The following is a 25866-nucleotide window of genomic DNA, read 5'->3' as shown; positions in this document are numbered from 1 at the left end:
CACGAGCCCCCGCTTGTCAGCCAATGTCGAGCCGCCCGGTGCTCGGCATCGCCGAATCGCCGGATGAGGCGAGTGTAGCGACGGTGCGTGCGGCTCAGCCCTTGTGGGTATAGCGCAGGCGAGTCATCTGTTCCGCGCTGTCGGCCAGCAGACCGGCCGCATCGGCAATCGCCTTTTCCAGCGTGGTGGGGCCGAACGTCAGCGAGAAGCATCCCGAGAACACGCGCGAGAGACTTTCCAGCGCGCTGCGATCGATCGCGCCCGAGAGCAGCGATGCCGCCGCCCCGGCCTTGATCGCCACCTGGGCGGCAATCATCGGCGTCTTGCCCGAAAGCGTCTGCCCGTCGCTGCGGCCTTCGCCGGTAATGAGCCAGTCGGCGCCTTCCACCGCTTGCGGCAGTCCAACGCGCTCGGCCACCACTTCCGCCCCGGAGCGGAACTGCGCCCCGAGCAAATGCAGCGCGAAGCCCAGACCGCCAGCCGCACCGGCGCCGGCGCGGCTGGCCGCCTCGTTGGCACTGAACGCTCGATGGGCATGCCCGGCGAAATGGGCGATGGCACGGTCGAGCGGTTCGACCTGTGATTCGCTCACGCCTTTTTGCGGCCCGAAGATCGCCGTCGCGCCTTGTGGGCCGTTCAGCGGATTGTTCACGTCGGACATGGCGATCAGTTCGCAGTCCTTCAGACGGCCATCGAGCCCGTTCAGGTCGATCGATGCGACACGATGCAGCGCCGCAGGCACCGGCTGCACGGCTTCGCCCGATGCATCGAGCAAACGCGCGCCGAGACCGACGAGCAGACCCGCGCCGCCGTCGTTCGTGCTGCTGCCGCCCAGACCGATGAGCACGCGGCGCGCACCGGTATCGAGCAGGGCGCGCACCAGTTCGCCGAGGCCGACCGTCGAGCGCTCGGCCACCGGTGTCTGCATGCCGACGGGGTCGGTGATGCTCACCACGTTGGCGCTTTCCAGCACGCCGGTGCCGTCGGGCATGATGCCGTACTCGGCGGTGACCGACGCCTGACCCGCACCACGCACTGACAGCGGCACACGTCGACCGCCTGCGGAGAGCAGGGCGTCGAGCGTGCCTTCGCCGCCGTCGGCCATCGGGCGCAACCGCAGTTCGGCTTGCGGCAGCGCGCGAGCGATGCCGGACGCGATGGCGCGCGCGACTTCCGGAGCACTCAGTGAACCTTTGAACGAATCGGGGGCGATGACGATGATCGGGGCTTGCGCATTGCTGGACATGGAAATCGGGACAGTCGCAAAAGTGGATACGGGTTGGCTGGGCTCACATGCGCCACGTGTGGCTATCGGTCCGCTTGTTGTTCTCGCTTATGGCGTACCGGCCGGATGATTGATCCAGGGCTCGGCGGGCGGGGTGGCACGTCGGCTCGCAGCAGGGTCGGGCGCGAGGCGGTGCGGCGCAGTGTGACAGAAACCTGCAATATACGCGATTCGGGCCAGCGCGCATTGCGCGAATTGCCATGCTATGAATAACACGAGTAAGATGAGCGCCAACTGGCGATCCGTCGCCCGATCAGCCGTGTGGCCCGCAATGCGAGGCGCGGGGCGCGCGAGGGTGACGGCATTACCAGAGCAGACCGAACAAATCGGCGCGGGTTGTGGCCTGACACGAGCGCAAAAGACATTGCGTGGCCAGCAGCCCACCAGCTCAGCAGAGATAAGGCGCCGGAACCAGATACCAAACTGTCGTCACAACGATGCCCGGCTTGCCGCGGCAGCCGGAAGACATGGCGCGTGCGACGGCCATTAGCAAGTGTGGAGCGGGGGCATGAACCGGGGCAAAGACAGGAATTCCGGCACGACGCGTGCGGCGCGGCGCGGTGCTACGGGGGCGGTTGCCGCAGCGAGTGTGACGCTCGCTGTGTTGCTGGCCGCATGCGCGCAAACGCCGCCCGTCGCGTCGTGCAACGATCCCCCCGTGGGCAGCGTCGCCGACGTTGCACCGGAAAACGTAAAAGTCGAGACGTTGCCTGCCTATCGGGATACGGTCGACGACGCGCGCAGTAACGGTGCCGTGTGGCAAGGTTCCTCGAAGAAGGCGTTTGCCAGCGTGAGTGCCTGCACGGCGCGTCTCTGGAAGAAGCAACTGCCTTATGCCCGCCTGCAACGGCAGAAAGCCGGCACCGGTCAGACGCTTCAGCTCTCCTCGCAAGACGACGGCATTCTCGCCATTCTCGATCTTGCACCGCACAAGCCGGGCAGCCAGGGTTCGCTCTATCTCGGGTCGACCGGCCCGCAGTCGCTTGCCGACGCCGTGCGCCAGTGTCTCTGACCCTCGTGCGACGCCGATAGCGGCCGCAGTGTCATGCCGCTGTCACGGCGGCGTCATACAACGGCGGGGTATCATGACGGCGAACGTGCCGCCGGCTGGGCGGCACGAAGGCTTTTACCGTGTGCGTGCCGATGTCCCATACCGAATCCGCCGAATCCATTGATGTCTCAGAGGGACTCTCCTCTGCTGGCGATGCCGGGCAGGCCTCGCTGAACCCGCGCCAGCAGGCGCTTTTCGACGCCGTTCGCCGCGACGGCTTTCTTACGGTCGACGAACTGGCTGCGCGCTTCGATGTGACACCGCAGACCATCCGGCGCGACATCAATTTTCTGGCCGAGCGCAAATGGGTACGCCGCTACCACGGCGGGGTTGGCCTGCCGGGCGGGGCGGAGAACGACGCCTACGACGCCCGTCAGACGCATCTGGCCGATGAAAAGCGCCGCATCGCCGTACGCCTCGCGGAACAAATCCCCGATCATGCGTCGATCTTCATCAATCTGGGCACCACGACGGAAGCCGTGGCCCGGGCGTTGTCTCGTCATCGCGGCTTGCGCGTCATCACGAATAACCTGCACGTCGCGGCCATGATGAGCAGCTACGCCGACGCCGAGGTCATCATCACCGGCGGCGTCGTGCGCGCCCGCGACCAGGGCGTGACCGGCGAGGCCACGCTCGACTTCATCCGTCAGTTCAAAGTCGATTTCGGCATCATCGGCATCTCCGCCATCGACACCGACGGCACGCTGCGAGACTTCGACTATCGCGAGGTCCGCGTGGCCGAGGCGATCATCGCGCACTCCCGCACCGTATTTCTGGCGGCCGATCACAGCAAGTTCGGACGTCCGGCGCTTGTCCGGCTGGGGCACCTGTCTCAGATCGACGCCCTGTTCACCGATCGCCCGGTGCCCGAAAGCATGGCGCAGGTGATCGCCGAGGCGGGCACGCTGGTACACGTCGCGGACTGACACGCGTGGCGGTCAGGGGCAGGTGCGAACTCGCACATTCGGGCAGGGAAATGCGCGAATTCGAAACTCAAACGACGTGATCTGCTAAAATCCGAGTATATATGTTCGAAAACGAATTTGATTGAACGTAAACGAACATTTTCAAACTTTCTCTGATTTAACGCCCATCACACGGGAGTGACGACGTGCAGACATCCACTCAATCGCCATCGGACAACCTGCTTGCCCCTTATGACCTGCTGGTCGTGGGCGGGGGGATCAACGGGACGGGCATTGCGCGCGACGCCGCCGGTCGCGGTTTGCGGGTGTTGCTCGTCGAGCAGGACGATCTGGCGTCTCATACTTCGTCGGCGAGCACCAAGCTGATTCATGGCGGTCTGCGCTATCTCGAGTACTACGAGTTCGGTCTGGTGCGCAAGGCGTTGCAGGAGCGCGAAGTGTTGCTGCGTGCCGCGCCGCACATCATGTGGCCGCTGCGTTTCGTGATGCCGCATATGCCGAATCTTCGTCCTGCGTGGCTGATTCGCGCGGGCCTGTTCCTTTACGATCACCTTGCCCGACGCGAAATGCTGCCCGGCTCGCGCGGTATCGATCTGCGCCGGCATCCGGCGGGTGCGCCGCTGCGCCGTGACCTGTCGCGTGGTTTCGTCTACTCGGACGGCTGGGTGCAGGACGCGCGTCTGGTCGTGCTCAACGCGCAGGACGCCGCCGAGCGCGGTGCGACGATCCTCACGCGCACGAAGCTCATCGGCGCGGATCGCGGCGAGCACATGTGGACGGCCCAGCTTGAGACGCCCGAGGGCACGCACCAGACCGTGTTTGCGCGGGCCATCGTCAATGCTGCCGGGCCGTGGGTGGGGCATCTGCTGGGCGACGTACTGCGTCAGAATGCGACGCATCGCGTGCGTATGGTCAAGGGCAGTCATATCGTGACGCGCAAGCTGTTCGATCACGATCACGCCTACATCTTCCAGAACCCTGACAAGCGCATCATCTTCGCGATTCCCTACGAGCGCGATTTCACGCTGATCGGCACGACCGATATCGAGTATCACGGCGACCCCGCGCAGGTCGCGATCGACGACGACGAGATCGTGTATCTCTGCCGGTCGGCCAGCGAATACTTCACCAAGCCGATCGTGCCTGGCGATGTCGTCTGGACTTATGCGGGCGTGCGGCCGTTGATGGAAGAAGAGGTTTCGAACCCGTCGGCCGTCACGCGCGATTACAAGCTCGAACTGGACGCGACCGGCAAGCGCGCACCGCTGCTTTCGGTGTTCGGCGGCAAGATCACGACATACCGTCGTCTCGCGGAAGAGGCGATGTCGCATCTGCATGGCCCGCTGGGCTTCACGCATGGCGACTGGACGGCGGGCGCGCCGCTGCCGGGCGGCGACATGGCCGAGCCGGATGCGGGGGTTTTCGAAACGTCGCTGCGCGCCCAGTTGCCGTGGCTGCCGCCGGCGCTGGCGCATCGTTACGCGCGCACGTACGGAACACGCACCCATGTGCTGATTGGCGAAGCGAATTCGCTCGACGCTCTGGGGCAACGCATCTGCGGCGATCTGTATGAAGCCGAGCTGCGCTATCTTGTGCAATACGAATGGGCGCGCACGGCGCAAGACGTGCTGTGGCGCCGGACCAAACTCGGTCTGCATGTCGGCAAGGACGGCGAAGCCAGCGTACAGCGATGGTTTGCACAGCACATGGAAATGGCTGCCTGACGCCCGCAGAAAAAACAGGAGACAAGCGCAATGGCAGGAGGAGCGTACATCCTCGCGTTCGACCAGGGCACGACCAGTTCGCGAGCGTTGCTGTTCGATCGTGATGGCCATGTCGTGGCGACCGCGCAGAAGGAATTCCGTCAGATCTATCCGCACCCCGGCTGGGTGGAGCACGATCCGCGCGAAATCTGGTCGACGCAGGCCGGCGTTGCCGCCGAAGCGCTGACACATGCGGGCCTGGGCGGGAGCGACATTGCTGCCATCGGCATCACGAATCAGCGCGAGACGACTGTCGTGTGGGATCGCCGCACAGGCGAGCCGGTATACAACGCCATCGTCTGGCAGGACCGCCGGACGGCGGATTTCTGCGATCAGTTGCGTGCGCAAGGCAAGGAAGATCTTGTCGCCAGCCGCACCGGACTGCGTGTCGATTCGTACTTCTCCGGCACCAAGATTCGCTGGATTCTCGATAACGTCGACGGCGCGCGCGCCGCCGCCGAAGCGGGGCACCTCGCCTTCGGCACGATCGATAGCTGGCTCGTATGGCATTTGACGGGCGGCAAGCTGCATGTGACGGATGTGTCGAACGCATCGCGCACCATGCTCTTCAACATCCACACGCTCGCGTGGGACGACGAACTTCTCGCGCTGCTCGACGTGCCGCGCAGCATGTTGCCGGAGGTGCGCTCGTCGAGCGAAGTGTTCGGACATACGGCCACGCCACTGTTCTCCGTGCCGGTGCCGATTGCGGGCATCGCAGGCGATCAGCAGGCAGCCCTCTTCGGGCAGATGTGTCTCTCGCCAGGCATGGTGAAGAACACGTACGGCACGGGCTGCTTTATGGTGATGAACACCGGCAGCAAGCCGCAGGCGTCCAGTCATAACCTGCTCACGACGGTGGCTTGGAAGATCGGCAATCGGGTGGACTATGCGCTGGAGGGCAGCATCTTCATCGGCGGTGCGGTCGTGCAGTGGTTGCGTGACGGGTTGGGCATCATCCGTCACTCTCGCGACGTGGAAGCGCTCGCGACCAGCGTGCCCGACGCCGATGGTGTCGTCCTCGTGCCGGCATTCGCCGGGCTCGGCGCACCGCATTGGCAGCCACGCGCGCGGGGCACACTGTTCGGCGCGACGCGCGGCACCACCGCCGCCCATGTGGCGCGTGCGGCACTCGACAGCATTGCGTTTCAGACGCTCGACGTCTTGCGCGCGATGGAAGCCGACGCCGGTTTGCATGTGTCGGAGTTGCGGGTCGACGGTGGCGCAGCGGCCAACGATCTCCTGATGCAATGGCAGGCGGATTTGCTGGGGGCGGACGTGGTGCGTCCCAGGGTCATCGAGACGACTGCCGCAGGTGCCGCCTATCTCGCCGGACTCGCAGTGGGATTCTGGCCGGATATCGACGCGCTGCAGCGCCAATGGCAGCTACAGCGGCGCTTTTCCCGCAAGCTCTCCGAGAGCGATGTCGATCGTGCTGTCAGGGGTTGGCAGCGCGCGGTGCGTGCCGCCAAGGTCTGGGCGGAAGAGGGCTGAAGCCACCTGACGAGGGTTGGCTTCAGCGTAAGGCTCTTCCGGGCGCCACATGGCGCCGGTCTCCGGCGGCATCGTGCCGCCGGTGCCGCCAACTCGCGCACCGCTCGCGCGGCTGACGGCGGGCTGACTTGGCCGGACTCGCAGGCGCGAGCGACCGGGCGCAGGGACCTAGGGCGCAAGGCCCGGTGCGGCGCATTTGCATGATCCCCTCCCTGAACATTTCCCATCGTCCGACGTCAATCGGTCACTGGTGCAGTCCGTCCGCGTCCGGGGCGCTCCCGGCGAGGGATTGGCATCGGGCGTGCCGGGGCCATGTGGCGTGCATGACTTGATTCCCGAGGCGGTCGACTCGGGCGAAGAGACTTTCCCGGAGGCGGACGGCTTGCATCCTTACCGATGCGAGAAGCATGCCAATGGCTGCAACTCATTGAATCGACAGGGAAGTTCAATGTTCGAAACGGGCTGTGCTCAGCCTTTCGGACGAAAACGTTTCAGGAATGAAAGGTGAGGGGGACGTGGTGCGCGGGACGGAGCATGGCGCTGCAGGGGGCATCCGTTCAAGGCGTCGGATGCCGCACCGGTGACGGCAAATTAGGCAATGCACTTGACACTCAATGCTGGCGGGCGTTTGCGCCGCCGGCCGAGTACTTATGCAAAGGGTTATCAACAGTAGCTGTGGATATCCTTGCCGGTCTGCCGGTGCGGAACCTGCAAAATCAGTCGGACGACGATGGGTCAGGCCGCGGGCTTCTTGCCGATGGTGAAAGCGATCTCGCCCACGCCTGCCACACCGGCGCTGACCTTGTCGCCGGGTTCGAGCGGCCCGACGCCCGCAGGCGTGCCGGTGAAGATCAGATCGCCCGCCGCGAGCTTCACGCTGCGCGAGATCTCGGCGATGAGGTCGGGCACCGACCAGATCAACTCATTGAGATCGCCGGTCTGACGATTCTCGCCGTTCACGTCCAGCCACACGCGGCCTTGCTTCGGATGACCGACTTCTGCCACCGCGTGGAGCGGGCCGCAGGGTGCCGAGGCGTCGAACGCCTTGCCCCAGTCCCATGGACGGCGCGTGTCTTTGGCCTGTTGCTGGAGGTCGCGGCGCGTGAGATCGACGCCGACACCGTAACCCCACACCAGCGACAGCGCATGGCTGGCATCGACGTTCTCGCCGTCGGCGCCAATGGCGACGACCAGCTCGATTTCGTGATGCAGCTCGCTCGTGAGCGGCGGGTAGGGCAGTGTGCCTTCGGCGGCAACGACGGCGTCGGCCGGCTTCATGAAGAAGAACGGCGGCTCGCGATCCGGATTGCTACCCATCTCGCGCGCGTGCGCGGCGTAGTTACGGCCGACGCAGAACACGCGGCGCACCGGGAAACGAGCGTCGCTGCCTGCGACGGCGACCGACGCCTGAGGCGGGGCCGAAATAACGAATTGGCTCATGAGAAGACTCTTGGCTGAAACGAAACAATAACCAACAAAACACAGGCGCCACCACACGACGGCGCCTTGAATACCCTCACGCCTACCGGCGCAAGCGACAGTGGAGCGGCATGACGCACGGCCTCACTTGGCGAAGACCTGCGACAGGTCGGCAAATGCTTTGAACTCCAGCGCATTGCCCGCCGGGTCGTAGAAGAACAGCGTCGCCTGCTCGCCCACCTGTCCGGCGAAGCGAATATGCGGTTCGATCACGAAACGGGTCCCGGCGGCGCGCAGACGATCGGCCAGCGCATGCCACGCGGGCATGTCAAGGATAACGCCGAAATGCGGGACGGGAACCTCGTCGCCGTCGACCGGATTCGTGATGCGCTTGCCCGCCTCGTCCGGCGAGAGATGCGCGACCAGTTGATGCCCGAAAAAATCGAAATCGATCCAGTGATCCGAACTACGGCCTTCGGCGCAGCCCATCACGCCGCCGTAGAAGCGGCGGGCCGCTTCGAGGTCATCGACAGGGAACGCAAGATGAAAGAGCGGTGTAACCATGTGGGACTCCGGCGCAATGTGGGGTTGAACGAGATTCGAATGCCGCGTGGTCTCGCGGAGGTCTTTTTTCCTTGTCCATCGGCGGGCGGAACGGCCTCGCCGATTTGCTGTAGATTCTATCCATCGATAAAAATAATCAGAAACGAATAATTCAACCGCTCAGAAACAAAATTTTCGATCAATGATCCGTTACCTGAAAACCTTCGTCACGGCAGCCGAAACCGCTTCGTTCTCGGCGGCGGGCGCGCGTCTCGGACTGACGCAGTCGGCCGTGAGCGCACAGATTCAGCGTCTCGAAGAGGATCTCGGCGTGCAGCTTTTCGAGCGAACCGGACGCGCCGTGTCGCTCTCGGACGATGGCCGCCGCCTGCTCGCGCAGGCGCAAGGGGTGATCGCCGGGTATCAGGCCATGCGCGGCGAGGCCGGGACGCACGACGCGCAAGCGGCACTGGCGCCTATCCATGTCGGTGCGATCCTCACGGTGCAGCTTGGTTTGTTGCCGGGGGCGGTGCAACGCTGGACGGCGCTCGGGGCGATGCCGCATCTGAACATCGTGCCGGGCATGTCGGTGCAATTGCTGGGGCAGCTCGACGCGAAGGAACTCGATTTGGCGGTGATGATCCGGCCACGCATCGGGGTGCCCGCCGATATGAAATGGCTCACGCTCATGCAGGAGCCTTACGTTGCCATCGCGCCGAAGGGGACTCGCGGTACGGTGGCCGATTGGGTGGCGGAGATGCCCTTCGTGCGCTACAACCGGCGCTCATACGGCGGCGATCTGGTCGAACGATACCTGCGACGGCACCGCTTCTGGGTGCGCGAAGGGGTGGAACTGGACGAGCCCGAAGTCATTCTTCGCCTGGTGCGTGCGCGGCTGGGATGGTCGATCGTGCCCGCGACGCTCATCGGCCTGCCCGTCGACGGTCAGGCTGCGGGGAAGGCGGGCAAAGCCGGCGCGGCAGCTGTTCATGGTGTTCAGGTGCTGCCGCTCTCCGGCGCGCCGCTCACACGCGAGCTGGGCGTACTCGTGCGTCAATCGGCGCTCAAACGTGCGCCGGTTGCCACGTTGATGACATGTCTCGCCGATGAAGCTCAGTCCCTGGGATAGGTTCCGGCCCTCGATTCGACCGGCGCCGTCGTTGCCCCGCCCAGCGCTTGCCAAAGCGCGGCCGTGTCTGTCAGACGAGCCCCTTGTGCGTCGAGCCGGGCACGAGTGGCGTCGAGTGCCTGCCGTTGCGCGTCGAGTAGCGAGAGATGGCTGATGCCCCCCACGCGATATCGCTCGCTCGCTATCCGGAACGCCGCTTCCGCCCGGCGGGCGGCATCGTCACGGGCGGTGAGGGCGGCAGCGTCGGCCTCCAGCGCGCGCATGGCGTCGGCGACTTGCGCGAGGCCGAGCAGCACGGTGTCCTGATACGACGCCAGTGCGGCGTCGTAAGCCGCGAGCGCCGAGCGCCGTTGCGCGTGCAATTCGCCGCCGCGAAACAGCGGCTGGAGCAGGTTCATCCCGAGGCTCCAGATGTTGACGCCGTTACCCAGATCGGCCGTTCGCATACGCTGGGTGCCGAAGCTGCCGGAGAGCGTGAATTGCGGGTAAAGATTCGCAGTCGCCACGCCGACGTCGGCGCTTGCCTTGTGCAGCAGGGCTTCCGACGCGCGGATATCCGGGCGTCGCTGGGCCAATGTCGATGGCAGGGAAACGGGAACCGTCTGCGGCAGTGTCAGGCCGTTGAGATCGATGACGGGGGACGTGAACGCCCCCGGTGCCTGACCGGTCAGGCGAGCCAATTGATGATCGTATTGGGCGATCTGCAAGCGCAGCGTGGGTAGCTGCGCTTCGGTCTGCGCAACGAGCGCGGCCTGATTCTCGACGTCCAGCAGTGCGACTCCCCCCGCACGTTGCCGCGCGCGCGTGATATCGAGCTGTGCCCGCTGTGCGCTCGCCATGCCTTCCAGTGCCGAGAGCTGGGCTCGTGCACTGGCTTGCCGCAGGGCCGCCGTCACCACATTGCCCGCGAGCGAGAGCCGGGCGGCTTCCGCTTCGAAGCGCTGGTAGTCGATCTGGGCGGCCAGACCTTCCAGCACGCGTCGATTCCCGCCGAAGACATCCAGCGTGTAAGCGATGTTGACACTCGCGTTGTACAGGGTGAAAGGCCCGGGGCTCGGCACGCTGGTGATGCCGAACGATGCGAGATCGACCTGCTCGCGTGTGCCGGAGAGCTTCAGATCGGCCGACGGCAGCAATCGCGCACCTGCTTGCGCGCGGTAGTCTTCCTGCGCCTGACGCAACTTGGCCTGCGCTTGTCGCAGGGTCGGGCTATCGGCCAGGGCCTGGGCGACGAGCGCGTCCAGTGCGGGTGAGCCGAAGCGGGTCCACCAATGCGATGGCACGTCGTCCCCGGCAACGAGCGTTTGCGCCGCACCCTGTGCGCCGCCGGTTCCGGCGGTCGACGAGAGTTGCGTGGCGGTCGTGTATCGAGCAACGTCCGTAGGTTCCGGCGTGTGGAAGTCCGGCCCGACCGCGCAGGCAGCGAGCGTTGCGCCAAGCCCGAGCGCGAGCCATGGCAATGCGCTGCGGGCAGGGGAGTGACGACGCGCACGGTGGGCAACTCTCATGATGGCCTCAGTCGAGCGTTCGTTTGTAGAACCTGACGGCCACCGCCATGAGCACGGCGGAGAAGACCAGCAGCGGCCACAGGTCATGCCAGGCATCGCCCCATCCGTTGCCCTTGAGCAGAATGCCGCGAATGAGCCGGTTGAAATAGGTGAGCGGCAGAACATTGCCAATGGCCTGTGCCCACGCAGGCATGCCGCGAAACGGGAACATGAAGCCCGAGAGCAGCATGTTCGGCAGGAAATAGAACACGGTGAGTTGCATGGCCTGCAACTGATTCTGCGCGAACGACGAGAGCGCGATGCCCACCGTGAGATTGGCCGCGATGAAGACCAGGGCCGAGAGATAGATGGCAATCACACTGCCCTCGAACGGCACGTGAAAGACGAAACGCGCGGCGATAAGAATAATGCTCGCCTGAATCAGGCCGATGGCGATGTACGGCACGATCTTGCCCGTCATGAGTTCGACGGGCCGCACCGGCGTGGCGAGCAGATTTTCCATCGTCCCGCGCTCGCGCTCACGCACGATGGCGAGCCCCGTCATCATGGCGAGCGTCATCGTCAGAATCACCCCCATCAGCCCGGGGATGATGTTGTATTGCGTGATCCCCTCAGCGTTGTACAGCCGGTGCACCTGCACGTCGAACGGGCTCTGCCCGCCAGCGAGCGGCGCGAGCGGGCCGGTCAGATCTTTTTGCGCGACCGATTGCGCGATGGCGGGTAGCGCACCGAGTGCCGAGGCCATGGCCATTGGGTCTGTCGCGTCGGCCTCGATGAGTACCGCGGGCCGTTCGCCGCGCAACAACCGTCGCGTGAAGTCGGCGGGGATATTCAGCACGAACTGAACACGGCCCTGTGCCAGCGCGGCGCGTCCCGCTTGCTCGCTCGTGAGCCTCTCAGTCACGTGGAAGTACGCCGAGTGCTCCATCGCCGCCACGAAGCTGCGTGTGAATTCGCTGTCGTCGGCAATGATCACCGCAGTGGGCATGTGCTTCGGATCGGTGTTGATGGCGAAGCCGAAGAGCGTCAGTTGCACGAGCGGCACGCCCACGATCATCGCGAAAGTCACGCGGTCGCGGCGCAGTTGCAGGAACTCCTTGCACACAATGCTCCACCACCGCGCGATGGAGAACCCCTGCAGCGTGCTCATGCGTGGTCTCCGAAGTTGTCCTTCGCGTGGCTCATCAGGTAGATGAAGACGTCTTCCAGGCTGGTGTCGATGGGGGTGACGCGCAGCCCGCGTGCCCCCGCCAGTTCGTGCAACACCTTGCCGAGCGTGCCGGCGTCCGGCCCGCTGACGTGCAGCGCGTCGCCGAACGCGACCGTCTGCGCCACGGCGGGTTGTGCGCGCAGTTCGCGCGCCAGATTGACGAGATTGTCGGCGTGTACCGTCCATGTCGACAGGTGCTGGCTGTCGATGATCTCCGACGCCGTGCCCTTCGCGAGCAACTCGCCGTAGGAGATGTAAGCGAGCTTGTGGCACCGCTCCGCTTCGTCCATGTAATGCGTGCTCACGAGCACGGAAATGCCGCGTGAGGCCAACTCGTGCAGTTCCTCCCAGAAGTCGCGCCGGGCGCTCGGATCGACGCCGGCGGTCGGTTCGTCGAGCAGCAACACCTGCGGCTCGTGCAGCATGCATGCCGCGAGTGCGAGGCGCTGTTTCCAGCCGCCCGAGAGTGAGCCGGTCAACTGCTTTGCGCGGCCTTTCAGGCCGAGCCCTTCAATGGCGCGATCGACCGCTTCGCGCCGGTTCGGCATGCCGTACACGCGCGCAACGAAATCCAGATTCTCGCGAATCGTCAGGTCTTCCCAGTACGAGAAGCGTTGTGTCATATAGCCGACCTGACGCTTGATTTGCGCGCTCTCGCGGACGATGTCGAAGCCCAGGCAGGTGCCGCTGCCCGAGTCGGGCGTGAGCAACCCGCACATCATGCGGATGCAGGTCGTCTTCCCGCTGCCGTTCGGGCCGAGAAAGCCGAAGATCTCGCCGCGCCGCACTTGCAGCGATACGTTCCGGACGACGTGCTTGTCACCAAAGTGCTTGTTCAGTCCGTTCACGTCGATGGCGAGATCTCCATGACCGTCGCGACTGCCTCGCAACGCAGCGGTATCGGGCGGCGTCGCGTCGCGGCCGTTCATGGGCGCGTCACCTGCACCGGCTGTCCCGGATTGAGCTTGGCGGCGTCTGCCGGGGCGGGGCGGGCTTCGATCATATAGACGAGCTTGTCGCGCGTGTCGTTGCTGTAGATGACCGGTGGCGTGTACTCCGCCTGATGGGCGACATAGGTGATGCGGGCGTCGACACCTGCGCCGCATCCGTCGCAGGCAATATGCACCGTTTGCCCGGCACTCAGGCTGCCCAGCACGGTCTCCGGCACGAAGAAGCGGACCTTGATGTTCCCCGGCGGCAGCAGCCGCAGCACGGGGCTGCCTGCCGCAACCCATTCGCCAACGCGATACATCGTGTCGTACACGTGCCCGGCAGCACTCGCCCCCGGGTGCTTCTGCGCGAGCTGCCAATCGGCCTGCGCAAGCGAGGCACGCGCCGCGTCGACTTGCGCTGCCTGGGCTTGCCGCTGAGCTTCGCGGCCCGGCAGCCTCGCCACAGCGAGGCTGCTTTGCAGTTCCTGTACGTGCGCGGTGCTGCTGCGTGCATCGGCACGGCTGGCGTCGAGTTGCTCGCGGGAAATGCCGCCTGCGGCGTATTGCGCCTGATCGCGGTCGAACTGGGCGATCGACTTGTCGCGCACGGCGATGGCCTGCTTGAGTTGCGCGGCCGATACCGCGATTTCGTCGGGACGTTTGCCGGTGTCGAGATCGCGCAATTGCGCTTCGGCGCTGGCGAGCGTCTTGCGCGCGTGGGCTTGCGCGGCAAGCTCGAACGTGGATTCGAGATCGAAAAGGGCGTCGCCCGCCTTGACCTGCTGGCCGCGCCGGACCGACAGGGTCTGAAGCGTTCCGGCCTGCGAGGAGGCGACATAGACAAACTCGCCTTCTACATAGCCTTGCCATGGCGCGGGGCCATGATCGCCACAGCCGGCCAGCGCGGCCGTGACGGCAAGGGTCGTCGCGGTAGTGCACATGCGAGTGTATGCCTGCATGACACGCCTCGTGCGTTGCGGTTGTCCGCTGCCACCTTAGCGCAAAAGCGCCGGAGCGATCAATCCGGGGCAATCGGGGTGAGCGCCATGCGCGCACGGGGACTCTCTGCTATTGTGTGCGCACATGTCCGGCAGCGCACGGGGCGCGCGAGCCGTAGCGGCGCAGCGCACCGGACTTCATGCAAGGAGCTTGATTGATATGTCTCACGACACGTTCGACGAAAACGACTGGAAGCGATTCCTGAAACACATCGGCGAAGACCCGAACCGCCCCGGCCTGCACGAAACGCCGTCGCGTGTGCAAAAAGCATGGCGTCAATGGACGGCCGGCTATGCTCAGGATCCGGCCGAAGTACTCAAGGTTTTCGAAGACGGGGCGGAGCAGTACAACGAATTGATCGTCGTGCGCGGCATCCCTGTCTATAGTCATTGCGAGCACCATCTCGCACCGTTCTTCGGCAAGGCGACGATCGGCTATCTGCCCAATGGCAAGATCGTCGGATTGTCGAAGCTCACGCGTCTGGTCGACTGCTTCGCCCGCCGCTTGCAAGTGCAGGAGCGTCTGACGACGCAGATCGCCGAAGCGCTGATGACGCATCTGCAACCGAAGGCCGTCGGTGTGGTGGTGTCGTGCCGTCACATGTGCATGGAAAGCCGTGGCATTCGCACGGCGGGTGAGGAGACGGTGACGTCTTCGATGCTTGGCGAGTTGCAGCCCAATCTGGCGTTGCGCACCGAGTTCCTCGCGCTCGCTCGCGACAATTGATCGCGCAGCGGTAAGCGGATAAGAAAAAGCGCCGGCGGGACACTCCCTGCCGGCGCTTTTTCTTTGTGGCGTGTCGGGGCGTTCGACCGGCTTACCGGCCGTAGCGCGCCACGATGGTCGAGCCGTTCAGCGTATGACCGGCGAGCGCGGCGGAAAGCCCGTTGGCGTCGAGCCCTGCCGGCAACTGACCCGGTTCGATATCGGTTGCCGTTACCGTGATGATGTAGTGATGCGGTGTATCGCCGACTGGCGGGCAAGCGCCCCGATAGGCCATCGCGCCGCTGACGTTCTTGCCGACGGTGACCTGCCGTCCGGTTTCGTTACCCGCGCCAGCGGCGAGCGACGAGACCGTGGCCGGAATGTTGTAGGCGACCCAATGCACGACACCGCCGCCCTTCGCACCGTCGGGGTCCTTCATTGTGACGACCACGCTGTGCGTGGCTTGGGGCAGATTCTTCCATTCGACAGGCGGACTGACATTCTTCCCGCCGCACTCGCCCAGTCCGGCATGAATCGCGGGCAGCAGGCCGCCGTCCGCAAACGCGCTCGACGAGACGCTCATGCCTTCGGCCCGCGCCGTACCTGCGGCGAGCGCCATCGCGACAGCCGCCACGCTTGCCGCGCACGTCGCGCCTGTGGATGAAAGCCATTTCATAAGCGTGCCTCCTATTTGGCAGATGCAATGATGAGTTTGAATGGTAGTGCAAGCAGTGCCGTGCCCGCTACACCGGCACACCATAGGGCGATAAACCACCCCCAGCGAATCAGGGTCTGCTGCCACGGGCTGCGTACGACAGCCCGTTCGCGCTGCCTGCGCGCTGCGGGGCGAACGAGATCAGTGATGGTACGCATCGTGAGTCACCTTGCCGCGGAATACCCAGTAGGCCAGCATCGTGTAGGCGATGATCACCGGAATGATGAAGGCCGCACCCCATAGCGAGAACGACAGACTCGAATGCGGCGCGGCGGCGTCCCGGAGCGTGATGCCGGGCAGAATCGCATAGGGATAGGCGCTGATGAGCAGACCGCTGTAGCCGAGAAACACGAGGCCGATGGCGAGCCAGAACGGTGTCGCGTCGTGTGCACGGCGCAGCACCCGGCGCATGGCGAGCGTGGCGCCCCCGACGAGGAACGGCACCGGCAGGCATCGCCAGAACCACTGGTCGTCGAACCAGCGCTCGGCCACGAGTGGCAGTTGCAGCGGTGTCCACAGCGAGACGATGGCCATGGTCGCCACGAGCGCCAGCGTTAGCGGCCAGGCGAGCACACGCATGCGGCGCTGCAAATCGCCCTCGGTCTTGCCGATCAGCCAGCATGCGCCGAGCAACGCATACGTCACGAGCAGGCCCAGGCCGGTGAACAGATTGAAGGCTGTGACCCAGGCAAAAGCGTCTCCCGCGAACTGGCCGTTCTCCACCGGAATGCCGGACAGATACGCACCGATTGAAACGCCCTGAAAGAACGTCGCCCCGGCCGAGCCGCCGATGAAAGCCAGATCCCACCACTGCCGGGTGCGGCGTGACTTGCCGCGAATCTCGAACGCTACGCCGCGAAAGATCAGGCACACCAGCATGAACACGAGCGGCAGATACAGCGCCGAGAGCAAAACCGAGTAGGCCATTGGAAACGCGGCGAGCAAGCCGGCGCCGCCGAGCACGAGCCAAGTCTCGTTGCCGTCCCAGACCGGGGCGACGGAGTTCATCATCGTGTCGCGTTCGCGCGCATCGGGGAAGAACGGAAAGAGAATGCCGATGCCGAGGTCGAAACCGTCGAGCACCACGTACAGAAACAGGCCGAGGGCAATGATGGCGGCCCAGGCTAAGATCAGATCCATGAAATTCTCGCTAAGGTCGATGTCGTGTCGGGCGACGATCAGGTCGCGTGCGCTCGGTCGGTATCCATCCGTCCGGACAGGCCCGACAGGGCTGGCGCAGTTTGCGGCACGAGGTGTGCGTCGTGCGGCGCATGGCCGTTGCCGGAGGCCGTCGACGGATCGCCGGGCAGTACCGGGCCGCTGCGCAGAATCTTCAGCAGGTAATACACGCCGGTGCCGAACACCAGAAAGTAGGCCAGCACCAGAATCAGCAGCGAGACCTGCACCTGTTGGGCGCTGACAGGCGATAGGGCATGCGCGGTGCGCATCACCCCGTAGACGACCCACGGCTGGCGCCCGGCCTCGGTGGTGACCCAGCCGGCGAGCAGGGCTACGAAGCCGGTCGGCGAGAGCACGAGCATGGTGCGGGCGAAGCTGCGCGATGTGAAGAGCGTGCCGCGACGGCGCAGCCACACTGAGGCGAGTGCTGCGGCGATCATCGCCAGGCCAAGGCCGACCATGATGCGAAAGCTCCAGAACACCAACGGCACGTTGGGGCGTTCGTCCTTCGGAAACGCCTTCAGGCCGCGAATCTCGCCGTCCCAGCTATGCGTGAGGATGAGGCTGCCCAGATGCGGTATTTCGAGCGCGTAGCGTGTGGTTTCGGCCTCCATGTCGGGCCAGCCGAACAGGTTGAGCGGGGTGCCACCGGTCTTCGTCTCCCAAAGCCCCTCGATGGCGGCGAGCTTGGCGGGCTGATGCTCCCGCGTGTTCAACCCGTGAAAATCGCCCACGACGGCTTGCAACGGCGCGAAGATCAGCAGCAGCCACATGGCCATCGAGAACATCGTCTTGACGGCCGGATCGCGACGGCCGCGCAAGAGATGCCAGGCGGCGGTGCCCGCCACGACCAGCGCGGCCACCACGAACGCGGCGATGCTCATGTGCGCCAGTCGATACGGGAAGGACGGGTTGAAGATCACGTCCCACCACGACAACACGACCACGCGGCCGTCGACGATTTCGTAGCCTTGCGGCGTTTGCATCCAACTATTCGACGCGAGGATCCAGAACGTCGAAATCAGCGTGCCGATGGCCACACACAAGGTCGCGGCGAAGTGTGCACGCGGACTCACGCGATTCCAGCCGAACAGCATGATGCCGAGGAAACCGGCTTCGAGGAAGAACGCCGTCATCACCTCGTAGGCGAGCAGCGGACCCGTGACCGCACCGGCGAAGCTCGAAAAGCCCGACCAGTTGGTGCCGAACTGGTAGGCCATCACCACGCCTGAGACCACGCCCATGCCGAAACAGACGGCAAAGGCCTTCGACCAGAAGCGGCAGAGATCGAGATAGTGCTGCTGACGTGTTTTGAGCCAGAGACCTTCGAGAACGGCGATGAAACTCGCCAGACCGATGGAGACAGCGGGGAAAACGATGTGAAACGAGACCGTGAACGCGAATTGCAGGCGTGCGAGGTCGAGGGCTTCCGGAACGGCAGTCATGTGGCGCTCTATGTATGCAAATTAACCCTGTCTTGTATGGCGTCAATATTTATAAAGCGCCATTTGTTTGCATGCATGTTAGAGGTTGCTGCGTTGCAGCACGCGTGACAAGTCGTCACATGTGGCGCATTGACGCGGCATGCGAGAGGCTGTCGATCGGCGCTACTTGTATGTTTTTCAAGGGATTTATGTGGGCGTCCCGTGCGACGTCATGTCACACGGGGGCGCGGTGCCGCGAGGGCCGTGTCTTAGCTGAGCAGTCCGGCGCCGATATTGATCGACAGCCCGAGTACGGCCAGATTGAAGAAGAACGAGAGGATCGCCTGTGCGAGCGCGGCGCGTCGCATGCGGCGCGATTTCAGCGCAACGTCGGCGGTCTGCGACGCCACGGCGATGGTGAACGAGAAGTAAAGGAAGTCCCAGTAGTCCGGATCGCAGTCGCGGTCGGGCCATGCCAGTGCATAGGGCGATTCCGTGTCCGTGAAGTACAGCCGTGCGTAGTGCAGCGTGTAGATCGTCGGCACGAGAAACCAGCCGGCGATGAGTGTGGTTGCGGCGAACAGGACATGTTCGGATGTCTGGTGCGGGATGCCGGATTTGGCCCCGGCAAGAATGTGGACGATGGCGGCCACACTCGCAATGGCCGACAGGCTGACTACGCTGAGCACGACGGCGGCGCTCTGGTCTTCTTGTTCGGCGAAGCGCTCGATGCTGCGTTTGGGCGCGGTGACCATCATGAGCCAGATCATCGCGAGATAAGACCAGGCGCCCGCGTTCCAGCCGATCAGTGTGCGCGTGACGGCACTGGGCTCGCCTTTCACGACAATCTGAACGAACAGACCGGCAATGACGCCAACGACGATGGCAATGAGCAATCGAGGGTGGAAGCGAACCAGATGCGGGAAGAGCTTGGCATTCATGAAAGATGTCCGAACGGTGACGGCGGGCGGTTCGATTATCCACCAACGCCGTCACTTGCCCGATTAACGGGACAGCACTAGCACGACGAAAATCGTATTGATTGCCGCGTGCAGCACGATGGGGGCGGCGAGGCCGCGTGTTTTCTTCGCCAGCCAACCGGCCGTAAGCCCGATCAGTAGATAGAAGAGGAAACGCCGGGCGTCGACGTGAACGGCAGCGAAGATCGCCGCTTGCCACAGGTTCGAGGCGAAGAAGCTCATATGACGCGTCAGGCCGCCCAGCAGACAGCCGCGGAAGACGAATTCCTCGACAATCGGCACCGCGACGGCAAGCAGCAACAGGGCGAGCCACGTACCGCCCAGTTGCGCCGCACCGCGTGCGATCCCCTCGGCCCATTGAGGCACCTGCCCGCCAGCCGGCCCGTGGCGCGCGGCCAACCAGCCACCGAGCGCAGCGAGCGCGACGAGGATGACGGGCCAGATGAACCATCTCGCCTTCCACTTGCCGGTGCCGAGCCACTGGCGCCAGCCAAAGCGCCATAGCGTCGCGCACAGGGCAAGCGCGATGACGCCGAGCGTCACGGCGTGCGCGATGGCGAGCCTGGGCTCCAGCAGCGGCATGTTGTTACCGACCCGCAGCGTGAATTGCCCCACCATGAGGACGGGCACGATCCCCGTGATCACGCAGAGCGCCGCCAGACCATACCAGGCGTGGCGCAGACCGATGCCGTCGAACAGCGGAGCGGTCGGGCGTCCCTTGCGCGCGCGTACGGTGCCGACATAGTGCACGGGGAACATCAGCAGGCCCGGCGACAGGGCGACGAGGAGCACGCTGCCGACGAGCGTGGCCAACAGTGAGAGGAAGACCAGTCGAAACGCTGCGGCGGGTTCTATCGTTAGCAGCACCCCATACGATTGGGAGAGCGGCCAGAGGTTGCCCTTCTCGTGTTCGAGCGATGCCTGGAGGGCGGCTTCCGTCGCCTTGACATCGCCGGCGGCGAGACCGACCTGCAGGCGAAGGGCGCGATTCTGGGGTGTCTCGTTGGCGCCTTGAGGCGACGCGGCCAGCGCACGCTGCGCGCCGGTCGCGTCGCCTGCCTGAAGCAGGGCACGCGCACTCGCGTGCGGATCGACCTTCAACCCCGCCTTCTGCATGCGCTGCAGCACCTCGCGCGCCGTGGTGCCCGGCAGTACGTCGTGCGCGGTATTGATCCATGAATTCGCGACCCATGGTGTCTTGGGCACAGGGGCATTCATCAGCAAACGCTTTGCCTCGTCCTTTCTGCCCGTCGTTGCGAGGTAGCGAACGGCGCTCAGCAGCACCGGGGTATCCGGTGCCAGCCTGGCGGCTTCCACTGCCTGCAAACCGGCATTGCGCGTGTCTTGTGTCGCCTGATACGCGCTGGAGAGGGCGGCATGCAGACTCGCGCGATCCTTCTCCGGCCAACGCCCGGCCGTGGGCAGGAGGGCAGTGCCCTGCGCAATCGCTGCCTTGCCATAGACACCCTGTAGCAGATACAGCGCGACTTCCGGTACCTCCGAAAATCTGGCTTTCAGATTCTGCTGACACGCTTCCAGGTCGTTCTGGGCTTGCCCGGCCCATCGCAACTCGTCCGACCAGGAGAAGTTCTGCATGAACCGGCAGCGCGCCATGGCGAGCGCGGCGTCGTCGGGCCGGGCGCGCACGGCAGCGGTGTAGTCCGAGACGATCTGACGATATTGGGTGAGAGAGGCGGCGTCGACCTGCTTGGACGTCTCGTCGAGGTTCAGCAGGCCCTGAGGCGGCGAGGCGGTGGCTTGTGCGGCGTCGAGATGCGCAAGTGGCGAGAAGCCGAGCGCCGCGACCACTAGACAGAGAAGGGTGCGGTACACGCGAGAGGTCCAGGAATGTTGTTGTCGCTCACCGCCGGAAACGCGGCCAGCCTGAATGGGAATAACGACCGATAGCGGGTGAACTGTAGCGTAGCCCCTCGGTAATGGCAGGTCAGAGCGGGCAGGTCAGAGCGGGCACAGATGTGGTGCGCCGCCGCATCGCCATGCGGCATTGTGCCCGTTGCCGTGTCACCGGCGGTGTGACAGGCACGCTGCGGCGCACTGCGCATGACACGCCGCCATGACGGATCGATCAGGTGCAGGGCCTTGCGTTGCGGGGCTTGGCGAGGAATGCGCGCCTGCCGTGCCGGCACATGGCACGCCACTTGCTAACCCTTGCATAAGGCCAAAGGCGGCCGAGTGAAGACAAGCGAATTTTCTGCACCGCATTCATGCCCCCGCGTCAGCGGGGACTTCGGGGCAACGGCGTCCCGAAGCCATAGGCCTGTTCACAGGCGTACGGCTTCGGGACGCTTTTTTTTTAGCATACGAACACGAGGGTATCCATGAGCACGCTCACGCAATCGTTGAAAAGTGGCAACTGGCGCGCGCTGGTTGCGTGTTTTCTCTACTTCGACACGGGTTTCACCGTCTGGGTGATGCTCGGGCCGCTGGCGCCGTTCATCGGTAAAGACATCGCGATGACGCCCGCGCAAACCGGTTTTCTCGTGGCCGTGCCGGTGTTGGGGGCCGCCATTCTGCGCGTCACGCTGGGCAATCTTTATCAGGCTTTCGATGGCCGCAAGATCGCGTTGATGGGCCTTGCACTCTCGGCCATTCCGTCTGTGGTCTTGCTGCTCATGCCGGGCACGCCGTCGTACACGCTGCTGCTGGTGCTCGGCGTGCTCCTCGGCATTGGCGGGGCGAGCTTCGCCGTAGCGTTGCCGATGGCAGGCAGCAACTATCCGCCGAAGGTGCAGGGGCTGGTGCTCGGTCTCGCTGCGGCGGGCAACATCGGCGCCGTGCTCGATGGCTTCATGTTCCCCGGACTGGCCGAGCACTACGGGTGGGCGCATGCGGCGGGTGCCGCACTGCCGTTGCTCGCCCTCGCCGCGTTGGCGCTGGTGTTCTGGGCGAAGGATCAGGGGGTGAAATCGGGCAGTGCACCGCGCGCGTTCACGAGCTTCATCATCAGCGTGTTCGGTCTCGTTGCACTCGTGCTGTGCGTGCATGCGGGCGCTTTCGGTGAAGGCAAGGCCGGTGTGCTGTTGCTGCCGGTGCTGGGCGCGCTGCTCGCGATTGCCGTGCTGCCGCGTCACTATCGCGGCGTGCTGGCCGAGCGCGACACGTGGGTCATCATGCTGGTCTACAGCATCACGTTCGGTGGTTTCGTCGGCATGTCGTCGTATGTCACCACGTTGCTTATCTCGTTGTATGGCATGCCGCGTATCGAAGCGGGTCTGTTCATGTCGCTGCTCGCGTTTCTCGGCGCGCTGGTACGTCCCATCGGCGGTTTGGTTGCCGACAAGATTTCCGGTGTGCGTGCGCTCGTGCTGCTGCTCGCGGCGATTTCGGCCATCGACCTGATCTTCGCCGCGTGGATGCCTCCGCAAGGGGCCGGTATCACCCTGCTCGTGCTGGTCTACGTGTGCTTCGGTCTTGGCAACGGCGCGACGTTCCAGCTCGTGCCGCAACGCTGGCAAGGCAAGACGGGCCTGATGTCGGGCATCATCGGCGCCGCCGGCGGTATCGGCGGCTTCTATCTGCCGGTGATCATGGGCATCGCGAAGGAGTCGACGGGCAGCTATCAGATGGGCTTCGCCACGTTCGGTGCATTGGCGGCGCTGGCGTTCGTGCTGGTCGTTGCTCTGCGCACGCACTGGATGTCGTGGGCACTGCCCAAAGAAGTGGCTGGCGGCGCTGTCCTCGCGGGGGGCGTGGCGCACGTCGAGTAAGCGCGGTGCGCATATTCCACGCGGCCCGGCGATGCTTCGGCACGGCGGGCCGTTTTGTTTCCCCGCGACGCATCGCATAGACTGTCGGGCAAGATCGTATTCCCGCAGGAGACACCATGCGTCTGGGCGTTCCCAGCCTCTCGGCGTTGCAGGCCTTCGAGGCCAGCGCCCGTCATCAGAATTTCGCGCAGGCCGCACAGGAGCTTGCACTCACGCATGGCGCCGTCTGCAAACGCGTCGGCGAACTCGAGAAGCATCTCGGCGTGGCGTTGTTCGAGCGCGTGAAGCAACGGCTGGTCCTGACACCGGCCGGTGCGGAATACGCCAAGCGCATTCGCGTGCATCTCGACCAGATTCGACGCGACACACTCGACGTCGTTCAGCAAGGGCAGGAGACGGCGCTGGAAATTGCCGTCGGCGTGACATTCGCCGCGCAATGGCTGATTCCACGGCTGGACGATTTCTACGCAAACACGCGCGACGTTCGCCTTCACATTCTCGGGCGCGATCAACCCGTGTTCTTCGAAGACTCCGCGTTCGACGCTGCGATCTACTTCAGCACGCGGCGCTGGCCCGGCATGCCGGGTACCGCGCTCATTACCGACGATTCTCTTATGCTTGTCGCGGCACCCCGTCTGCTTGAGGGGCAGGCGTCGCTCTCGCTGGAACAGATCGCCGCATTGTCATGGATCTGCCCGCGCGACCTGCCTCGCGTGTGGGACGACTGGCTCGCGTCGCTGGGCATGCACGACGCGTCCACCGTCGGGCAGGACGTCAAACCCCTGCGCAGCGAACAGCGTTACGACATGTTCATCATGGCGATCAACGCGGCGGTGGCGGGGCTTGGCATCGCTTTGCTGCCGCGCGTGCTGATCGAGCGCGAACTGGCCAGCGGCATGCTGGTGCAGGCGCATCCGCATACGCTCGCCAATCCGCAGACCATTTACTTCTCCTATCCGGCGCAGCGCCGCGACTGGGCGCCGTTGCGCCAGTTCGACGTCTGGTTGCGTCAGGTGGTCGAGGCTTATCGGGCAGACAACGCCGACAGATCAGGGCTTTCGCGCAGCACCTGTTCGTAGAGGCCCTGATAACCCAGCCACGCCACATAGTCGGAGCCGAGCAGACGATACACCTCGCGGGCTTCGCTATCGGGGAGCACTTCAAGCGGGCCTGCCGCCTCGGCGAGCAACTGCACTTGCGCGCATCGCTCCATCGCGAGAAAGCGATAGGCCGCAGCGTCGACCGACGAACCCACCGTCAGCAACCCGTGATTGAGCAGCACGGCGGCGCGCTTGTGTCCCATCGTCCGAGCGATGCGACGGCCCTCGTCGGCACCGAGCACGAGCACGTCGCCGCGAAACAGCACGTGGTCGTCGTAGAAGAGGCAGGCTTCCTGATTGATCGGGGCCAGTGGGCGTGTGCGTGCCGAGAAGGCGCGTCCGTGGGTGGTGTGCGTGTGCGCGGCCGCCGTCACATGGGGCAGGGTGGCGTGAATGCCGGCATGAATCGCCATGGCTGCGGCATTGACCGGACCTTGGCCGTGATGCAGGCCACCCGCCTCGTCGACGAGAATCAGATCGTCCGGATGAATCGACGAGAAGTGCTGCGCGTAGCGATTGACCCAGAAGCGGTCGTGAAACTCGGGATCGCGCACGGTGATGTGGCCGGCGATACCCTCGGCGAGACCGAAGCGCGCGAAGATCCGGAACGCCACCGCGAGACGCAGCTTCCGGTCGGCGCGTTCGTCCTCGACGTTATCGAACGCACGCGGCTTGGGCAGGGGGGCGCCAAGTGGCGTGGGAATGGCAAAAGCCTCGTGCGGCATGTTCATTGGGACGCTCCGTCGGGTGGGGATGCCGTGCATGCCGAGTCCGGAAGACGTCGTGGCGCGGCGCATCGGCTGACAGCGAATTGTCCGGGGACGGGCGCGGCTCGTCTATCGACGAAAAGTCACTGGTCATGTACTTGCCGCGCCGGTTGCCGTCATGCGCGGCGTATGGACAATCCCGGGGAATGACTCGCCCGGCCGGAACAGTCCGTTGAGCGTCGCGCCGCTGGCTGCGCCATCGAAGCCGTCGAAGCGGCCTTCGGCAAGTGCCGTCGCCGCATGGATGAAGCCGCCCCATGCGGCGCGGGCAAGCGCACCGCCGACGCTCACGCGCCGCACCCCGAGGTCGGCCATATCTTGCAACGTCAGCGGCGACGTCGCCCCGATCAGCACGTTCACCGGCTTGGGCGCGACGGCTGCGACGACAGCCTGAATTTGCTCGACCGACTGAATGCCCGGTGCATACAGGCAATCGGCACCCGCTTCGGCATAGGCTTGCAGGCGCGCAATGGTGTCGTCCAGATCGGGCACGCCGGCGAAGAAATTCTCCGCGCGGCCAATGAGGAGCGTGTCGCCACCGGTCTCGTCGATAGCGCGGCGGGCGGCCTTCATGCGCGCGGCCGCTTCGTCGAGCGGGAAGAGCGGCGCGTCGACATTGCCGGTCGAGTCTTCGATCGACAACCCGGCAACGCCCGTTGCCACAGCCATCTTGACGCTCTGCGCCACATCATCGGGCGTTTTGCCGAAGCCGCTCTCGAAGTCGGCGTTGACCGGCAGATCGGTGGCGTCGACCAGGGTTCGCAAATGTGCGAGTACCGTGTCGCGCGTCACGCCGTTGTCGGGATGCCCCGTCGACCAGGCAAAGCCCGAACTGGTCGAGGCGATGGCCTTGAAGCCGGCGTGTTCGAGATACCGGGCGCTGCCCGCGTCCCACGGATTCGGGATCACAAAGCAACCGGCGAGGTGGAGTTTGCGAAAGGCGGCGCGTTTTTCTGCGGTGCTGCGTGGCATGGTATGTCTCCTTGATGAGGGCGCAGTTCCTTGCACG

Annotated in this window: 22 protein-coding genes; 8 read left to right on the top strand and 14 right to left on the bottom strand. The window is 64.7% G+C overall.

From position 1 onward, the window contains the following. Positions 1–94: 94 nt before the first annotated feature. Positions 95–1246: a glycerate kinase gene (locus tag PCO31110_RS09705; protein ID WP_150690266.1), complete on the bottom strand. Its 1152-nt coding sequence runs from the start codon at positions 1244–1246 to the stop codon at positions 95–97. A gap of 547 nt (positions 1247–1793) precedes the next feature. Between PCO31110_RS09705 and PCO31110_RS09700 the strand changes: the two genes are divergently transcribed. The 4 genes from PCO31110_RS09700 (at position 1794) to glpK (ending at position 6519) form a co-directional block, all read left to right on the top strand. Then, complete coding sequence (locus PCO31110_RS09700; RefSeq protein ID WP_150690265.1) at positions 1794–2297, top strand: hypothetical protein; 504 nt, start codon at positions 1794–1796, stop codon at positions 2295–2297. A 131-nt stretch (positions 2298–2428) separates the two neighbouring features. Next, positions 2429–3262 carry a DeoR/GlpR family DNA-binding transcription regulator gene (locus tag PCO31110_RS09695; RefSeq protein WP_010806237.1) on the top strand — a complete coding sequence of 278 codons (834 nt, stop codon included), beginning with the start codon at positions 2429–2431 and terminating at the stop codon, positions 3260–3262. 185 nt (positions 3263–3447) lie between these two features. Further along, a complete protein-coding gene (glpD, locus tag PCO31110_RS09690) occupies positions 3448–4986 on the top strand; it encodes a glycerol-3-phosphate dehydrogenase (RefSeq protein ID WP_150690264.1) in 1539 nt (512 codons plus the stop codon). Positions 4987–5016: 30 nt separating this feature from the next. Further along, the gene (gene glpK, locus PCO31110_RS09685; protein ID WP_150690263.1) at positions 5017–6519 is read left to right on the top strand and encodes a glycerol kinase GlpK; all 1503 of its coding nucleotides are present in this window, start codon (positions 5017–5019) and stop codon (positions 6517–6519) included. A 735-nt stretch (positions 6520–7254) separates the two neighbouring features. Here glpK and PCO31110_RS09680 read toward each other — a convergent pair. Then, positions 7255–7959: a fumarylacetoacetate hydrolase family protein gene (locus PCO31110_RS09680; RefSeq protein ID WP_010806234.1), complete on the bottom strand. Its 705-nt coding sequence runs from the start codon at positions 7957–7959 to the stop codon at positions 7255–7257. A gap of 123 nt (positions 7960–8082) precedes the next feature. After that, on the bottom strand, positions 8083–8502 hold the full coding sequence (locus tag PCO31110_RS09675) for a VOC family protein (RefSeq protein ID WP_010806233.1): 420 nt from the start codon (positions 8500–8502) through the stop codon (positions 8083–8085). Between the two features lie 181 nt (positions 8503–8683). Between PCO31110_RS09675 and PCO31110_RS09670 the strand changes: the two genes are divergently transcribed. After that, the gene (locus PCO31110_RS09670; protein WP_010806232.1) at positions 8684–9610 is read left to right on the top strand and encodes a LysR family transcriptional regulator; all 927 of its coding nucleotides are present in this window, start codon (positions 8684–8686) and stop codon (positions 9608–9610) included. On the opposite strand, the gene PCO31110_RS09665 is transcribed toward PCO31110_RS09670, so the two are convergent. From PCO31110_RS09665 to PCO31110_RS09650, 4 genes are read right to left on the bottom strand one after another with little or no spacing between them, the layout of a single operon-like run. After that, on the bottom strand, positions 9595–11118 hold the full coding sequence (locus tag PCO31110_RS09665) for an efflux transporter outer membrane subunit (protein WP_150690262.1): 1524 nt from the start codon (positions 11116–11118) through the stop codon (positions 9595–9597). The two genes, PCO31110_RS09670 and PCO31110_RS09665, sit on opposite strands and share 16 nt — an antisense overlap. A gap of 7 nt (positions 11119–11125) precedes the next feature. Continuing rightward, positions 11126–12268 carry an ABC transporter permease gene (locus PCO31110_RS09660; protein ID WP_150690261.1) on the bottom strand — a complete coding sequence of 381 codons (1143 nt, stop codon included), beginning with the start codon at positions 12266–12268 and terminating at the stop codon, positions 11126–11128. Continuing rightward, positions 12265–13257, bottom strand: coding sequence for an ABC transporter ATP-binding protein (locus tag PCO31110_RS09655; protein WP_150690260.1), 993 nt, complete (start codon positions 13255–13257; stop codon positions 12265–12267). The genes PCO31110_RS09660 and PCO31110_RS09655 overlap by 4 nt, the downstream gene beginning before the upstream one ends. Then, complete coding sequence (locus tag PCO31110_RS09650) at positions 13254–14219, bottom strand: HlyD family secretion protein (RefSeq protein WP_246189789.1); 966 nt, start codon at positions 14217–14219, stop codon at positions 13254–13256. The genes PCO31110_RS09655 and PCO31110_RS09650 overlap by 4 nt, the downstream gene beginning before the upstream one ends. Positions 14220–14418: 199 nt before the next feature. On the opposite strand from PCO31110_RS09650, the gene folE reads away from it, so the two are divergent. Beyond that, complete coding sequence (gene folE, locus PCO31110_RS09645; protein WP_010806227.1) at positions 14419–14985, top strand: GTP cyclohydrolase I FolE; 567 nt, start codon at positions 14419–14421, stop codon at positions 14983–14985. A 91-nt stretch (positions 14986–15076) separates the two neighbouring features. Here the strand turns inward: folE and PCO31110_RS09640 are convergent, their stop codons facing one another. From PCO31110_RS09640 to PCO31110_RS09615, 5 genes are all read right to left on the bottom strand, one after another. Continuing rightward, positions 15077–15640 (bottom strand): YbhB/YbcL family Raf kinase inhibitor-like protein, encoded by a 564-nt coding sequence (locus PCO31110_RS09640; protein ID WP_010806226.1) that lies wholly within the window; start codon positions 15638–15640, stop codon positions 15077–15079. Positions 15641–15820: 180 nt separating this feature from the next. Continuing rightward, the gene (cydB, locus tag PCO31110_RS09630) at positions 15821–16819 is read right to left on the bottom strand and encodes a cytochrome d ubiquinol oxidase subunit II (RefSeq protein WP_150690259.1); all 999 of its coding nucleotides are present in this window, start codon (positions 16817–16819) and stop codon (positions 15821–15823) included. A 38-nt stretch (positions 16820–16857) separates the two neighbouring features. Continuing rightward, complete coding sequence (locus PCO31110_RS09625; RefSeq protein WP_150690258.1) at positions 16858–18303, bottom strand: cytochrome ubiquinol oxidase subunit I; 1446 nt, start codon at positions 18301–18303, stop codon at positions 16858–16860. Between the two features lie 248 nt (positions 18304–18551). Continuing rightward, positions 18552–19223 carry a DUF1345 domain-containing protein gene (locus tag PCO31110_RS09620; protein ID WP_010806223.1) on the bottom strand — a complete coding sequence of 224 codons (672 nt, stop codon included), beginning with the start codon at positions 19221–19223 and terminating at the stop codon, positions 18552–18554. Positions 19224–19286: 63 nt separating this feature from the next. Then, positions 19287–21095, bottom strand: coding sequence for a type II CAAX endopeptidase family protein (locus PCO31110_RS09615; RefSeq protein WP_150690257.1), 1809 nt, complete (start codon positions 21093–21095; stop codon positions 19287–19289). A 506-nt stretch (positions 21096–21601) separates the two neighbouring features. Between PCO31110_RS09615 and PCO31110_RS09610 the strand changes: the two genes are divergently transcribed. Both PCO31110_RS09610 and PCO31110_RS09605 read left to right on the top strand, forming a co-directional pair. Beyond that, positions 21602–22990 carry an MFS transporter gene (locus PCO31110_RS09610; protein WP_010806221.1) on the top strand — a complete coding sequence of 463 codons (1389 nt, stop codon included), beginning with the start codon at positions 21602–21604 and terminating at the stop codon, positions 22988–22990. Between the two features lie 116 nt (positions 22991–23106). Next, entirely contained in the window at positions 23107–24069 is a 963-nt protein-coding gene (locus PCO31110_RS09605; protein ID WP_150690256.1) for a LysR substrate-binding domain-containing protein, read from the top strand. On the opposite strand, the gene PCO31110_RS09600 is transcribed toward PCO31110_RS09605, so the two are convergent. Next, the gene (locus PCO31110_RS09600) at positions 24015–24821 is read right to left on the bottom strand and encodes a class II aldolase/adducin family protein (RefSeq protein ID WP_150690255.1); all 807 of its coding nucleotides are present in this window, start codon (positions 24819–24821) and stop codon (positions 24015–24017) included. The two genes, PCO31110_RS09605 and PCO31110_RS09600, sit on opposite strands and share 55 nt — an antisense overlap. 126 nt (positions 24822–24947) lie before the next feature. Next, a complete protein-coding gene (locus PCO31110_RS09595) occupies positions 24948–25829 on the bottom strand; it encodes an isocitrate lyase/PEP mutase family protein (RefSeq protein ID WP_246189788.1) in 882 nt (293 codons plus the stop codon). Positions 25830–25866: the final 37 nt, after the last annotated feature.

Source organism: Pandoraea communis, from assembly GCF_902459745.1.
Taxonomy (GTDB): Bacteria; Pseudomonadota; Gammaproteobacteria; order Burkholderiales; family Burkholderiaceae; genus Pandoraea; species Pandoraea communis.
The sequence above is the reverse complement of the archived record's forward strand: the minus strand, read 5'-3'. Positions and strand labels throughout refer to the sequence as shown.

Coding starts and splice junctions, on each gene's coding strand:
- PCO31110_RS09665 (WP_150690262.1), bottom strand. CDS start 11,118: ATGAGAGTTGCCCACCGTGCGCGTCGTCACTCCCCTGCCCGCAGCGCA.
- PCO31110_RS09640 (WP_010806226.1), bottom strand. CDS start 15,640: ATGAAATGGCTTTCATCCACAGGCGCGACGTGCGCGGCAAGCGTGGCG.
- PCO31110_RS09675 (WP_010806233.1), bottom strand. CDS start 8,502: ATGGTTACACCGCTCTTTCATCTTGCGTTCCCTGTCGATGACCTCGAA.
- PCO31110_RS09700 (WP_150690265.1), top strand. CDS start 1,794: ATGAACCGGGGCAAAGACAGGAATTCCGGCACGACGCGTGCGGCGCGG.
- PCO31110_RS09625 (WP_150690258.1), bottom strand. CDS start 18,303: ATGACTGCCGTTCCGGAAGCCCTCGACCTCGCACGCCTGCAATTCGCG.
- PCO31110_RS09620 (WP_010806223.1), bottom strand. CDS start 19,223: ATGAATGCCAAGCTCTTCCCGCATCTGGTTCGCTTCCACCCTCGATTG.
- cydB (WP_150690259.1), bottom strand. CDS start 16,819: ATGGATCTGATCTTAGCCTGGGCCGCCATCATTGCCCTCGGCCTGTTT.
- PCO31110_RS09650 (WP_246189789.1), bottom strand. CDS start 14,219: ATGCAGGCATACACTCGCATGTGCACTACCGCGACGACCCTTGCCGTC.
- PCO31110_RS09670 (WP_010806232.1), top strand. CDS start 8,684: ATGATCCGTTACCTGAAAACCTTCGTCACGGCAGCCGAAACCGCTTCG.
- PCO31110_RS09695 (WP_010806237.1), top strand. CDS start 2,429: ATGTCCCATACCGAATCCGCCGAATCCATTGATGTCTCAGAGGGACTC.
- PCO31110_RS09605 (WP_150690256.1), top strand. CDS start 23,107: ATGCGTCTGGGCGTTCCCAGCCTCTCGGCGTTGCAGGCCTTCGAGGCC.
- glpK (WP_150690263.1), top strand. CDS start 5,017: ATGGCAGGAGGAGCGTACATCCTCGCGTTCGACCAGGGCACGACCAGT.
- PCO31110_RS09655 (WP_150690260.1), bottom strand. CDS start 13,257: ATGAACGGCCGCGACGCGACGCCGCCCGATACCGCTGCGTTGCGAGGC.
- PCO31110_RS09600 (WP_150690255.1), bottom strand. CDS start 24,821: ATGAACATGCCGCACGAGGCTTTTGCCATTCCCACGCCACTTGGCGCC.
- PCO31110_RS09610 (WP_010806221.1), top strand. CDS start 21,602: ATGAGCACGCTCACGCAATCGTTGAAAAGTGGCAACTGGCGCGCGCTG.
- PCO31110_RS09705 (WP_150690266.1), bottom strand. CDS start 1,246: ATGTCCAGCAATGCGCAAGCCCCGATCATCGTCATCGCCCCCGATTCG.
- PCO31110_RS09680 (WP_010806234.1), bottom strand. CDS start 7,959: ATGAGCCAATTCGTTATTTCGGCCCCGCCTCAGGCGTCGGTCGCCGTC.
- PCO31110_RS09595 (WP_246189788.1), bottom strand. CDS start 25,829: ATGCCACGCAGCACCGCAGAAAAACGCGCCGCCTTTCGCAAACTCCAC.
- folE (WP_010806227.1), top strand. CDS start 14,419: ATGTCTCACGACACGTTCGACGAAAACGACTGGAAGCGATTCCTGAAA.
- PCO31110_RS09660 (WP_150690261.1), bottom strand. CDS start 12,268: ATGAGCACGCTGCAGGGGTTCTCCATCGCGCGGTGGTGGAGCATTGTG.